Here is a 12,716-nt window from a genome sequence, read left to right as displayed (position 1 = left end):
CCGGGCACTGCTCGGGACACTCTCACCTGCGCGTCGGAAACAGGAGGCGATACGTGGGCTACCAGGTCGTGATCGATTCGCTGAGGAAGGCATCGTCGGCCGCGGCCGACGCGGCCGCCCAGGCGGGCAAGGTCCAGTTGGGGGCGGCGATCGACGACGTCGGCCCGGCCATGCCGGGCAGCCGGTCCGGTCCGGCGGCGGCGTCGCTCGCGACGGCGTGGACCAGCCAGGTGAAGAACTGGAGCTCGGACGCGCAGGCCTACAGCGAGAATCTGACAAAGGCGGCGGACCACTACGCCGCCAACGAGCAGGCCGCCAAGGCCGACTTCGAAGGTCTGGGGTAGCCCGTGGTCGCGTATGGAGACGTCCGCAAATGGCAGTCCGGTCCGCTGGACACCGCGGTCGGGGACTTGAACAAGCGCTGCGACGAACTGCTCGGCCTCAGCGACGAGCTCGCCGCGTCCGGCACGCCGCAAGGCTGGACCGGGCAGGCGGCCGATCAGGCGCGGGCCAAGCGCGAGGACCTGAACAACCGGATGGAACGCCTGGTGGCCGGGGTCGCCGCGGTCCGCAGGGGGATGGGCGAGGCGGCCGACGCGGTCGAGGCCCTCGGTCACGCGATCAAGGAAACCGAGGACATCGCCCAGCGGCACCACTTCGTGATCCGCGACGACGGCAGCATCGTCGACAACGCGCCGGACACGGCACACGACCCCGCGCACATCGACGAGTACTTCCGTGAGCGCCAACGCATCCAGACCGAGCTGGCCGACCGCGTCGAGCAGGCGGTCCGGCGCGGTACGGACATCGACAACGACCTGGCCGCGATCCTGACGAGGGCCGAGAAGGGCGAGGTCGACGACCAGGGCGCCACCTCGTTGCAGGCCGCCGCGGCGGCGGGCGCCAAGCAGGGCGGCCTGTCCACCCTCGAGCCCCCGAAAGGCGGCTCCCCCTGGGACAACGCGGGCTGGTGGGACTCGCTGTCGGAGGCGGAACGCAAGCAGATCATCGCCCAGCACCCGGAGTGGGTCGGCAACCTCGACGGCGTGCCCGGCGCGGCCCGCGACGAGGCCAACCGCAACCGTATCGACGACGAACGCGCCAAGCTGGAGGCCCGCAAGCGCGAACTCGAAGCGGACCTGGACGACAACTGGTTCGGTGGCACGTTCACCAACGCCGACGCGGAACTGGAGCAGGTCAACGCCAAGCTGGAATCGCTCAAGAAGATCGAGGAAACTCTCGCCCAGCCCGGTGAGCGACAGCTTCTGCTGCTGAACATGTCGAACGAACGTGCCGAAGCGGCGGTCGCCGTCGGCAACATCGACACCGCGGACCACGTCGCGGTGTTCACACCTGGCCTCACCTCCACGGTCGACGGAAGCCTCAAGGGCTATGACGACGCCATGGACAACTTGAAGCACCGGAGCGAGGAAGAACTGGCGCGTTACGGCGACGGCAGTAAGGTCGCGACGGTGACCTGGATCGGATACCAAGCGCCCCAGTTGACCGGGCACGGTCTGATCTTCGACGACAACACCGTGCTCGACGATCACTCCGCCAAGGAGGGTGCCAAGAAGCTCGCGCCATTCCTGAACGGAATCGACGCGTCACGCGCCACCGATCCGCACATGACCGCGCTGGGCCATTCCTACGGATCGACGACGACCGGAATCGCTCTGCAACAGAACACCGGAGTCGACAACGCGGTGTTCTACGGCTCGCCCGGGCTCGGCACGAACGACGTCGACAAGATCAACGTGCCGACCGGGAACTCGTACTACGTCGAGGCCAAGAACGACGCGGTCGGCGACTTCGGGTATTTCGGTATCGACCCCAGCCACATGGACGGCATGAACCACGTCTCCGCGAAGGAGACCACACTGCCGGACGGCCGTCAGCTTTCCGAATCCACCGGGCACAGCGCGTACATGACGGACAAGAGCACCAGCCAGTACAACCTGAGCGTGGTGGTCGGTGGAATGCCGGAACGAGCCGTGCGCGATGATGGCAAGGGTTTCGGCGATGTTCTGTCCTGGCCCGTCCCGGGGACCTACTGATGCGACTTGTTGTCCTGCTCTGCACGGTCTTGCTGCTCGTCGGCGCGTGTGACTCGAAAGGTGGTTCCATGTCGAAGGACGAGCAATACGCCGAGCTGCTCAAGCGGCCGGACATCGAGCAGATCCACGACGAATACACCAAGATGCTCGAAGAGATCCGCAACGAGCTGGTAGCCCAGATCGGCATAGCACCTTGGGTGCCCAAGGACGAGCCGTTCAGCGGGTCGGGCTGCGCGGAGTTCTCCGACCTTTCGGAAGCCCACAAACGGCGGTACAGCTCCGGCCATTCCCCTGGCAACCTGCCGGACGCCAGGTGGGCCGACGCCGTCAAACTCGTCGAGTCGATCGCCGGCCGACACGGATTCAAGCTGCACGGCGCCGTCGTCGACCGGCCCAGCGACCACGAAGTCACCTTCGGCAACGACTACGGCGCCGAACTGCTCTTCGGCACGGCCGCCAACACGACTCTGAGCGTCAGCACCGGGTGTCATCTCACCAAGGCCGCCAAGGAACGCGGCAAGCCCGCCTGATCCGCTCGCGTAGCATCCGGCGCGTGCCCACGAATCCCGACCGCACGCGCCCGGATGCCTGTCCTGGCGCGATCACGCTGCACCAGGCGGCGGACGGTGGGCTTGCCAGGGTGCGGGTTCCTGGTGGCACGGTGACGAGTGCCCAGCTCAGGGCATTGAGTGACGCGTCGGCCGAACTCGGCGACAGCAGTCTTGAGCTGACGTCGCGGGCCAACGTCCAGATCCGGGGACTGGCGGACGGCGCGGAACTGGCCAAGAGGCTCTGGGACGCGGACCTGCTGCCTTCCCTGAGCCATGAGCGGGTTCGCAACATCATCGCGTCGCCGTTGGGTGATGATCAGCACCTCGTCGACGAGATCGACCGGGCGCTGTGTGCCGAACCGGAACTCGCCGCACTGCCCGGCCGGTTCCTGATCACCGTGGACGACGGCCGTGGCGACGTGAGCGGACTCAAGGGCGACATCGGCCTGCACGGCAACGCCCTGCTGCTCGCCGGAGCCGACACCGGGCTCCGGGTGGACAACCCGGTGGAAACCGTCATCAAGGCCGCACGGGAGTTCCAGAAGATCCGGGGAGACGCCTGGCGGCTGGCCGAAGTGCCCGACGGCGTCGAACGGATCACCGCCACACTCGGCACACCAGGGCCGGACCGGATCGAGATCCGGCACCAGGCCACGCACCCGATCGGACGCTTCGGCGACGTGACCGTCGCGGCCGTGCCGCTCGGCCGGCTCACGAGGCAACAGGCGCAGGCGTTGTGTGATCTTGCTCCCTGGGTGCGGCTCACACCGTGGCGTAGCGTCGTGGTTCCGGCCGTTGAGGTGGAAGGATTGGTCACCGACCCCGGCTCTCCCTGGCACGGCGTGACCGCGTGTGCCGGACGGCCCGGCTGCGCGAAGTCGTTGGCGGACGTGCGAGCGGACGCGACCGCGTGGGTCCCCACCAGGACGGATGAACTTCCCGTGCACTGGTCGGGTTGCGAGCGGCGGTGCGGGAAACCGGCAGGGCGCGTGGTGGAGATGATCGCCACGGGCGACGGATATCGGAGGAGCGAGTGACCGAGTACCTGCGGGACGGCGCGGAGATCTACCGCAGGTCCTTCGCGACCATCCGCGCCGAGGCGGACCTCGGCGGGTTGCCCGAGGACGTCGCCAAGGTCGCGGTCCGCATGATCCACGCGTGCGGCATGGTGGACCTGGTCCAGGACATCGCTTTCTCGCCGAACGTGGTGGCGAAGGCCCGTGCCGCACTGCGGAACGGCGCACCGATCCTGTGCGATGCCCAGATGGTCGCCGCCGGTGTCACGCGCAAACGCCTGCCTGCCGACAACGAGGTCGTGTGCATGCTCGGTGATCCCCGGGTGCCCGGCCTGGCGCGGCGAATGGGCAACACCCGGAGTGTCGCGGGCTTCGAACTGCTGAAGGACAGGCTGGGCGACTCCGTCGTGGCGATCGGGAACGCGCCGACCGCGTTGTTCCACCTGCTCGACATGATCGCGGACGGCGCGCCGCGACCGGCTGCCGTGCTCGGTGTTCCGGTCGGGTTCATCGGTGCCGCGGAGTCCAAAGTGGCGCTGGCCGGCAACAGTCTTGGGCTGGAGTATCTGGTGGTCCACGGGCGGCGCGGCGGCAGTGCCATCACCGCGGCGGCCGTGAACGCGATCGCGAGTGAGGCGGAAGTGTGAGCGAGCTCGCGAGCGAATCATTCACCACAGGGAGCCGGCTCACGAAGAGCCGCGACGAGGAGTAGGCATGCGTGAGCCAACAGGCCGGTTGTTCGGCGTCGGGCTGGGCCCCGGCGACCCGGAACTGATCACCGTCAAGGCGGCCCGGCTCATCGAGTCCGCCGGCGTGATCGCGTTCCACAGCGCACGGCACGGCCGCAGCATCGCCCGTTCGATCGCCAGGCACTACATGCGGGAAGGCCAGATCGAAGAGCCGTTGATGTACCCGATCACCACCGAGACCACGGATCATCCCGGCGGGTACCAGGGTGCGCTCGACGACTTCTACGAGGAGTGCGCCGCCCGGCTGGCCGCCCACCTGGACGCGGGCCGGGACGTTGTCGTTCTCGCCGAAGGGGATCCGTTCTTCTACGGCTCGTACATGCATCTGCACAAGCGTCTTGCGCACCGGTACCCGGCTCAGGTCGTGCCCGGCGTGACGTCGGTCAGCGCGGCTTCGGCCGAACTGGGCAGGCCGTTGGTCGAGCGGGACGAGATCCTCACTGTGCTGCCAGGGACTTTGGATCCTGAGGCGCTCACCGAGAAGCTCAAGGCGACGGACTCCGCGGCGATCATGAAGCTGGGGCGGACGTTCTCGAAGGTCCGGTCGGCTCTGGAGGATGCCGGGCGCCTGGACGAGGCCTGGTACGTCGAACGCGCCACGACCGACAAGCAGCGCGTCGAGCCGCTCAGTGAAGTGGACCCGTCGACAGTTCCCTATTTCTCCGTGGCTTTGCTGTCCAGCCGGGCGGCGGCCGTCACGCCGACCGCCGTCCCGCAGTCGTCGCAGGGTGAGGTCGTGGTCGTCGGGCTTGGCCCGGCCGGACGCGAATGGCTGACGCCGGAAGCGCAGGACGCATTGGCCACAGCAACGGATCTGGTGGGCTACGGCCCGTATCTCGACCGTGTGGCACCGAATCCACGTCAACGCCGCCACGCCTCGGACAACCGTGTCGAGGCTGAGCGGGCCGCGTTCGCCCTTGACCTCGCGCGCGGCGGGGCACGGGTTGCCGTGGTGTCGTCGGGTGATCCCGGCGTCTTCGCGATGGCCAGCGCCGTGCTCGAAGTCGCCGAGGAATACGCCGAAGTTCCCGTGCGGGTCCTGCCCGGACTGACCGCCGCCAACGCCGTCGCCAGCCGAGTCGGTGCTCCCCTGGGCCATGACTACTGCGTGCTGTCGTTGTCCGACAGGCTCAAGCCGTGGGACGTCATCGCGTCGCGGCTGTCCGCCGCGGCCAAGGCCGACCTGGTGCTCGCGATCTACAACCCTGCGTCCAAGAGCCGGACGTGGCAGGTGGAGGCGGCCCGTGATCTGCTGCTGGAACACAGGTCGGCGGACACCCCGGTGGTGATCGGGCGGGACGTCGGCCACCCGGCCGAAGCCGTCGAGATCGTCCGGCTCGGCGAGCTAAACGCGTCCAAGGTGGACATGCGGTGCCTGCTGCTGATCGGGTCGTCGCAGACGCGGCTGACCGAGAACGGCAAGGTGTTCACGCCTCGCCGATACCCCGAACCCAGCTGACGGCCTCGTCCACACTGGACACCACGCTGACGCCGGCAGGCAGCGGCGGGCGGCGAACGACGACCACCGGGATTCCCAGCTCCCGCGCGGCGGTCAGTTTCGCCGCGGTCATCTCGCCGCCACTGTCCTTGGTGACCAGCGCCTGAATGCCGTGCTCGCGCATCAACGCGAGCTCACCCTCCACAGTGAACGGTCCACGGTCGAGGACGACGCGCAGCCGTCGGGGAACTGGCGGTTGCGGCGGCTCGACCGAACGCGCCAGGAACCAGTTGCCGAGGTCCGCGAACTCGGCGAGCTCCTCACGGCCAGTCGCGAGGAAAACCCGTTCAGCCGGGAGATTCCGGGCGGCTTCGGCCACACTGTCCACCCACCGCCAGTCGTCGCCTGGGCCCGGCGACCAGCCTGGGCGGCTGAGCACCGTGAAGGGGATCGCGAGCTCGGCCGTGACCTGGGCGGCGGTCGCGGTCATCCTCGCCGCGAAAGGATGAGTCGCGTCGACGACGGCGTGAATGTCGTTGCCGAGCAACCACTTCCTGAGTCCGTCCGGGCCACCGAAGCCGCCGATCCGGACCTCGCCGGGAGGTAGCCGGGGCGTGCGAACCCGGCCTGCCAGCGACGAGATCACCCTGATGCCGGGGAGTTCGCCTGCCAGCCTGCGCGCTTCGCCGGTCCCGCCGAGGATGAGGACGGTCACCGGGCGCGGTTGACCGAGTAGAGGTGACTGTCGATGAACTCGGTCGCGGACAACACCTGACCGACGATGATCACCGCGGTCCGTTTGATCCCGGCGGCGTGCACTTGGTCCGCGATGTCCGCCAGTGTGCCGCGCAGCACGGTTTCGTCCGCACGACTGGCGTAGGCGACGACCGCGACCGGGCAATCCGGACCGTAGTTGGGCACGAGTTCGGCGATGACCTCGTCGATCCGTTGCACGGCAAGGTGAAGCACCATGGTCGACCGGCTCTGGCCGAGGGTGGCGAGGTCCTCTCCTTCCGGCATCGGGGTGGCCCGCGCCGAGGTCCTTGTCAGCACAACGGTTTGCCCGAGGCCGGGAACGGTCAGCTCACGCTTCAGCGAAGCCGCCGCGGCGGCGAACGCCGGAACACCAGGCGTCACGTCGTACGGCACACCAGCGGCGTCGAGCCGACGCATCTGCTCGGCCATCGCGCTGTACACCGAAGGATCGCCGGAATGCAGTCGTGCCACATCCAGGCCTTTGCTGTGCGCGCCGACGAGTTCGGCGGTGATCTCGTCCAGGTTCAGGTTGGCTGTGTCCACGAGACGAGCGCCTTCGGGGCACATCTCCAGCAACTCGGCCGGAACCAGAGCGCCCGCGTAGAGGCACACCGGCGACGACGCGATCAGCCGCTGGCCGCGCAGGGTGATCAGGTCGGCCGCGCCGGGTCCCGCGCCGATGAAGTGCACCGTCACGCCTGGTCCTCCTTGGTCACGCTCCAGATGGTGACCGGCATCAGCGGCCGCCAGCCGGTGAACCCGCCCACCGGTGAGCCACGGGTGATCGAGATCCGGACCAGGTCGCCGCCGAGCCGGGCGTGCCATCGTGCCACGACCGCCTCCGACTCCACAGTGACCGCGTTCACCACGAGCCGTCCGCCGGGCCTGAGGCCCTCCCAGGCCCACTCGACCATGCCCGGCGCGGTCAGCCCGCCGCCGACGAAGATCGCGTCCGGCGTTTCCAGGCCGTCCACCGGGGCCTTGGCTTCGACGACCTTGATCCCCGGCACGCCGAGTTCGTGTGCGTTGCGCGTGATGCGCGCGGCGCGCTCGGCGTCGCGCTCGATCGTGATGGCACGGCAGGAGGGATGCGTACGCGACCATTCGATCGCGATGCTGCCCGCTCCCCCGCCGACGTCCCACAACAACTGGCCGGGCACGGGCGCGAGGCGCGACAACGTGATCGCGCGGACTTCGCGTTTGGTGAGCTGCCCGTCGCTTTCGTAAGCCTCGTCAGGCAAACCGGGCACGTTGGGCAGCAGTTCACCGCCGTGGCATTCGATCGCGATCACGTTCAGCGGATCCGACGATCCCTGCCACTGTTCGGCGACACCCACGACCTGGTTCTCGGCCGTGTCGCCCAGTCGCTCAAGCACAGTCATCACACTGGTGCCGTAGCCGCGCCGGGTCAGCAGTTCCGCGACTTGACGAGGTGTGTCGCCGTTCGAGCTGAGCACAACGAGCCGCCGCCCCGGATGCACGGCCGCGTTGAGCAGCTCGATCGGGCGGCCGACAACGCTGATGACTTCGACGTCCTGCACCGCCCAGCCCAGCCGGGCGCACGCGAGGGACACCGAGGACGGGTGCGAGATCACGCGGACCGGCCCGAGTTTGCTGCCGATGCCGTAGAACATCGGGTCGCCGCTGGCCAGCACGCACAACCCGCGGCCGGCGTACGTCTCCAGCAGACCGGGGACCGCGGGCATCATCGGTGAGGGCCATTCCACCCGTTGCGCCTCGACCTCAGCGGGCACGAGGTCGAGCTGGCGCCTGCTGCCCAGCAGGACCTCCGCCTCCCGCAGAGCCCGCCGGGCGACGGCGGTCAGGCCGTCCCACCCCTCAGCACCAATACCGACAACCGTGACCATGAATCCCTCGTGAGTACTTATCCGTGTTCTAACACGCAAAAGTACTCACGAGGGGTGACCAGGGGTTATCCGGGGTCAGAGGGCTTGACGGGCCAAGGTCGCGGTCTCGCTCGGCGTCTTGCCGACCTGCACGCCGGCCGCCTCAAGGGCCTCCTTCTTCGCGGCAGCGGTACCGGCCGAGCCGGACACGATCGCGCCCGCGTGGCCCATGGTCTTGCCCTCCGGCGCGGTGAAGCCCGCGACGTAGCCGACGACCGGCTTGGTGACGTTCTGCTGGATGAACGCCGCCGCGCGCTCCTCGGCGTCGCCGCCGATCTCACCGATCATCACGATCAGCTCGGTCTCTGGGTCCTCCTGGAACGCCGCGAGCGCGTCGATGTGGGTCGTGCCGACCACGGGGTCGCCCCCGATCCCGATGGCCGTGGAGAAGCCGATGTCCCGCAGTTCGTACATCAGCTGGTACGTCAGCGTGCCGGACTTGGACACCAGGCCGATCCGGCCGGCCGTGGTGATGTCGGCCGGGATGATGCCCGCGTTGGACTTGCCGGGCGAGATGATGCCGGGGCAGTTCGGGCCGATGATCCGGGTCTTGTTGCCCTTGGCGACCGCGTGCGCCCAGAACCACGCGGAGTCGTGCACCGGGATGCCTTCGGTGATCACGACCGCGAGGCCGATCTCGGCGTCGATCGCTTCCACCACAGCGGCTTTGGCGAACCTCGGCGGCACGAAGATCACCGACGTATCGGCGCCCGTGTCGGCCATCGCCTTGCCGACCGAGTCGAAGACGGGCAGTTCCTTCTGTCCTATTTCGACGGACTGGCCGCCTTTGCCCGGCGTCACGCCGCCGACGATGTTCGTGCCGGCGGCGAGCATCCGCGCGGTGTGCTTGCGGCCCTCCGCGCCGGTCATGCCCTGGACGATCACCTTGGAGTTCTCGTCGATGAAAATCGCCATGTCACACCCCTGCTGCCAGCTTGGCCGCGTGCTCGGCGGCGGCGTCCATCGTCTCGATCTGCACGACGGCGGGCAGCGCGGCCTCTTCGAGAATCCGGCGGCCCTCCTCGGCGTTGTTGCCGTCGAGCCGGACCACGATCGGCTTGTCGACCTTGCCGAGGAACCGCAACGCCTGCACGATGCCGTTGGCCACCGCGTCGCACGCGGTGATGCCGCCGAACACGTTGACCAGCACGCTGCGCACGTCCGGGTCGGACAGGATGATCTCCAGGCCGTTGGCCATCACCTCGGCCGACGCGCCACCGCCGATGTCCAGGAAGTTGGCGGGCTTCACGCCACCGTGCGCCTCGCCCGCGTAGGCGACGACATCCAAAGTGGACATGACCAGCCCCGCGCCGTTGCCGATGACACCGACCTGCCCGTCGAGCTTGACGTAGTTGAGGCCTTTCGACTTCGCCCTGGCCTCCAACGGATCCTCGGCCGCGGTGTCGACAAAGTCGGCGTGCCCCGGGTGCCGGAAGTCCGCGTTGTCGTCCAGGGTGACCTTGCCGTCCAGCGCCATGATCTCCCCGGCCGAGTCACTGACCAGCGGGTTGACCTCGACCAGCGTGGCCTCCTCGGCCACGAAGGCCTTCCACAGCCGGACGATGGTCGGCGCGGCGGCCTCGGGAATTCCCGCCTCGGCCGCGATCTGCCTGGCCTTGGCCAGGTCCACGCCCTCGATCGGGTCGATCGGTACGCGCGCCAGGGTGTCGGCGTTGTCCTCGATCTCCACGCCGCCCGCCGCGGAGGCGAGCGCGAGGAACGTCCTGTTGGCACGGTCGAGCAGGAACGAGAAGTAGTACTCGCCGGCGATCTCGGACGCCGGAGTGACAAGCACCTTACGCACGATGTGGCCCTTGATGTCCAAACCAAGGATCGCCTCGGCATGCGCGGTCACGTCGTCGGTGGTGCGGGCCAGCTTGACGCCGCCCGCCTTGCCGCGCCCTCCCGTCTTGACCTGTGCCTTGATCACGACAGGCAGGCCGAGGATCCGGGCGGCGGCTACGGCGTCGGTCGGATTGGTGACGACCCGTTGCGGGCCGACCGGGACGCCGTGCTTCGAGAAGAGCTCTTTGGCTTGATACTCGTACAGGTCCACGTTGTAGACTGTATGCAGTATGGAGCGGCCTGTCCAGAGGTAGGAGGGCGAGATGTATCCATCGGTGCGGGATTGCTTTGGCCGGACGTATCTCCTCGGCCCGGTTCCCGAAGAGCTCATCGGTCGTTCGCGGGCCTGGATGGCCTGGCTGCCCTGGGCGGCGATGGCGGCGACCGGGGTGATGCAGTACGCCTTCGGCTCGCTCGTCCCCCAGCTCGCCGAACGCGGCTGGGGCGTCAGGGAAACCCTCTGGCTGCTGGCCGCGTGGGCCGTCTTCCAGGCGGTCGCCGGGTTCCCCACCGCCTATCTGCGGGAGCGCGGCAAGCTCGGGCCGCGCGCGGTGATGGTGCTCGGCGCGGTGCTGATGCTGGCGGGAATGGTCTCGCTGGCGCATTTCGACTCGTACGTCATGGCTTTGCTCGGCTATTCGGTGCTCGGCGGCACCGGCGCGGGATTGGTCTACGCGACCTGCACGTCGACCGTGGCGAAGTGGCATCCCGAGCAGATGGCGTCCCGGGTGAGCTTCGTGACCGGTGCTTTCGCTTACGGCGCGGTGCCGTTCGCGATCGCGTTCCTGTTCTCGCCGCCGACGATCGCTCTGGACGTCGCCGCGGTGATCGTGGGCGTTGTCGTGGCCACGACCGGCGTCTTCTTCCGTGACCCACCGGCGAACTGGTGGCCGCCGCACATCGACCCGCAGGAATGGGCGGTCGATCGCAGGCGTAGCCCATCACGTGCGGTACGGCAGTTCTCAGTGCGGGAAGCGCTACGCACGGGCGTGCTTCCGTTGATGTACTTCGTTCTGCTGACGGCCAGCGCGGTGTCGCTGTTCACGGTCACCTTCTTCGCCGTCCTCGGCGCCCAGATGGGGATTGGTCTGGTCGTCGTGGCCATCGGCACGGCCGTTCTGCTCGGCGCCAACGGCGCCGGGAGATCGCTGGCGATCCGGATCTCCGGCCAGATCGGCCGCAGGCGCGCGATCGGCGCCGTGCTGGTGGCCCAGGCCGTCGGCCAGGTGTTCCTCGCCGGCGCGGCGTCCTCCGGATCGATCTTCCTGCTCCTGGTCGCGGCCACGCTGGCCGGCGCGGGCGGTGGCGCGTTCTATCCGCTTTTCGCCAGCCTGGCCAGGGAGTTCTTCGGCGACCGCGACGTCGCCAAGACCCACGGGGTGGTTTACAGCGCGAAGGCGTTCGGCGGCGTGATCGGCGTCGGACTCGCCGCACTGGCGGTCCCGGCGTGGGGATTCCCTGCCGTTTTCCTGATATCCGGGCTGGTCGCGCTCGGATCGGCGATACTGAGCGTGCGCCTGCGCCGTCCAGGACATGTATCCACGCTTCCCATAATGTATGTTGTAGACACAACGATGTCGTCCGTCGGTTCGGGAGGAACCAGGTGAACGAACCCGTGATCCAGCTTCCCGAGCCACTCGGGAGCGGCAAACGGGGTGGACGAGGCGCGCTGAGCGGGGCCGCGACCCAACGGGTCGAGCGGCCCGCTCCGCTGCGCGAAGCCGTCCACTCCGCGCTGATCGAGCTGATCATCAACGGCACCCTGCAGCCAGGTCAGCACTTGGTCGAGCTGGAACTGGCTCAGTACCTGGGAGTCAGCAGGCAACCGGTGCGCGAAGCGTTGCAGCGCCTGCAAACCGAAGGCTGGGTCGACCTGCGCCCCGCGCAGGGCGCGTTCGTGCACACACCGACCGAGGAGGAGGCCGACCAGCTGCTGAGCGTGCGTTCGGTGCTGGAGACGCACTCCGCCCGGCTGGCGGCAGGCCGGGCCACCGAGGAGGAAGTCGCGCGGCTGTGGGAACTGCAGCGCGAAGGTGAGGCCGCGGTGGAGACCGACGACGCGGAAGGCATGACCGCCGCGAACGCGGCGCTGCACGCGTACATCACCGAGATCTCCCGGAACGCGGTCCTGGCCGAGCACATCGCGTTGGTCGAGCGCCGCGTCCGGTGGTACTACCGGCCGATCGCCCGCCCGCGTGGCCATGACGCGTGGGCCGAGCACGCCGAGCTGATCAAGGCGATCGCCGCGCACGACGCGGACCTGGCGAGCACGATCATGAACCGGCACACGGAAAGGACCCGCCAGGCGTATCACGACCAGCGGGTCTCCGAAGCGGAATAGGTTTGCCCGGCTCCTCCCCTGATGTGCCAAGATGCGGTGTTCTTGGGCCCCAGGGG

Annotated in this window: 13 protein-coding genes; 8 read left to right on the top strand and 5 right to left on the bottom strand. The window is 68.4% G+C overall.

Annotated features, from left to right (window positions below):
* The first annotated feature begins 53 nt into the window (after positions 1-53).
* From GC106_RS00650 to GC106_RS00625, 6 genes are all read left to right on the top strand, one after another.
* Positions 54-344, top strand: a complete 291-nt coding sequence (locus tag GC106_RS00650; protein ID WP_173123215.1) for a hypothetical protein — start codon at positions 54-56, stop codon at positions 342-344.
* A gap of 3 nt (positions 345-347) precedes the next feature.
* Positions 348-2,057 (top strand): alpha/beta hydrolase, encoded by a 1,710-nt coding sequence (locus GC106_RS00645; protein ID WP_173123213.1) that lies wholly within the window; start codon positions 348-350, stop codon positions 2,055-2,057.
* Complete coding sequence (locus GC106_RS00640) at positions 2,057-2,587, top strand: LppA family lipoprotein (protein ID WP_246364602.1); 531 nt, start codon at positions 2,057-2,059, stop codon at positions 2,585-2,587. The genes GC106_RS00645 and GC106_RS00640 overlap by 1 nt, the downstream gene beginning before the upstream one ends.
* A gap of 23 nt (positions 2,588-2,610) precedes the next feature.
* Positions 2,611-3,645: a ferredoxin-like domain-containing protein gene (locus tag GC106_RS00635; RefSeq protein WP_173123211.1), complete on the top strand. Its 1,035-nt coding sequence runs from the start codon at positions 2,611-2,613 to the stop codon at positions 3,643-3,645.
* Positions 3,642-4,271 carry a precorrin-8X methylmutase gene (locus tag GC106_RS00630; RefSeq protein WP_312872331.1) on the top strand — a complete coding sequence of 210 codons (630 nt, stop codon included), beginning with the start codon at positions 3,642-3,644 and terminating at the stop codon, positions 4,269-4,271. The genes GC106_RS00635 and GC106_RS00630 overlap by 4 nt, the downstream gene beginning before the upstream one ends.
* Positions 4,272-4,338: 67 nt before the next feature.
* Positions 4,339-5,832, top strand: coding sequence for a precorrin-2 C(20)-methyltransferase (locus GC106_RS00625; RefSeq protein WP_173123209.1), 1,494 nt, complete (start codon positions 4,339-4,341; stop codon positions 5,830-5,832).
* On the opposite strand, the gene GC106_RS00620 is transcribed toward GC106_RS00625, so the two are convergent.
* The 5 genes from GC106_RS00620 to sucC all read right to left on the bottom strand — a co-directional run bounded on the left by GC106_RS00620 (position 5,801) and on the right by sucC (position 10,530).
* The gene (locus GC106_RS00620) at positions 5,801-6,526 is read right to left on the bottom strand and encodes a cobalt-precorrin-6A reductase (RefSeq protein WP_173123207.1); all 726 of its coding nucleotides are present in this window, start codon (positions 6,524-6,526) and stop codon (positions 5,801-5,803) included. The two genes, GC106_RS00625 and GC106_RS00620, sit on opposite strands and share 32 nt — an antisense overlap.
* A complete protein-coding gene (gene cobM, locus GC106_RS47445) occupies positions 6,523-7,263 on the bottom strand; it encodes a precorrin-4 C(11)-methyltransferase (RefSeq protein WP_173123205.1) in 741 nt (246 codons plus the stop codon). The genes GC106_RS00620 and cobM overlap by 4 nt, the downstream gene beginning before the upstream one ends.
* The gene (gene cbiE / locus GC106_RS00610) at positions 7,260-8,435 is read right to left on the bottom strand and encodes a precorrin-6y C5,15-methyltransferase (decarboxylating) subunit CbiE (RefSeq protein WP_173123203.1); all 1,176 of its coding nucleotides are present in this window, start codon (positions 8,433-8,435) and stop codon (positions 7,260-7,262) included. The genes cobM and cbiE overlap by 4 nt, the downstream gene beginning before the upstream one ends.
* 75 nt (positions 8,436-8,510) lie before the next feature.
* The gene (sucD, locus tag GC106_RS00605) at positions 8,511-9,389 is read right to left on the bottom strand and encodes a succinate--CoA ligase subunit alpha (RefSeq protein ID WP_173123201.1); all 879 of its coding nucleotides are present in this window, start codon (positions 9,387-9,389) and stop codon (positions 8,511-8,513) included.
* Between the two features lies 1 nt (position 9,390).
* Complete coding sequence (gene sucC, locus GC106_RS00600) at positions 9,391-10,530, bottom strand: ADP-forming succinate--CoA ligase subunit beta (protein WP_173123199.1); 1,140 nt, start codon at positions 10,528-10,530, stop codon at positions 9,391-9,393.
* A gap of 52 nt (positions 10,531-10,582) precedes the next feature.
* On the opposite strand from sucC, the gene GC106_RS00595 reads away from it, so the two are divergent.
* Both GC106_RS00595 and GC106_RS00590 read left to right on the top strand, forming a co-directional pair.
* Entirely contained in the window at positions 10,583-11,926 is a 1,344-nt protein-coding gene (locus GC106_RS00595) for an OFA family MFS transporter (protein WP_173123197.1), read from the top strand.
* The gene (locus tag GC106_RS00590) at positions 11,923-12,660 is read left to right on the top strand and encodes a GntR family transcriptional regulator (RefSeq protein WP_173123195.1); all 738 of its coding nucleotides are present in this window, start codon (positions 11,923-11,925) and stop codon (positions 12,658-12,660) included. Before GC106_RS00595 ends, GC106_RS00590 begins: the two co-directional genes overlap by 4 nt.
* The last annotated feature ends 56 nt before the right edge of the window (positions 12,661-12,716 follow it).

The organism is Kibdelosporangium persicum (assembly GCF_013280595.1).
GTDB classification, from domain to species: Bacteria; Actinomycetota; Actinomycetes; order Mycobacteriales; family Pseudonocardiaceae; genus Kibdelosporangium; species Kibdelosporangium persicum.
The sequence above is the reverse complement of the archived record's forward strand: the minus strand, read 5'-3'. Positions and strand labels throughout refer to the sequence as shown.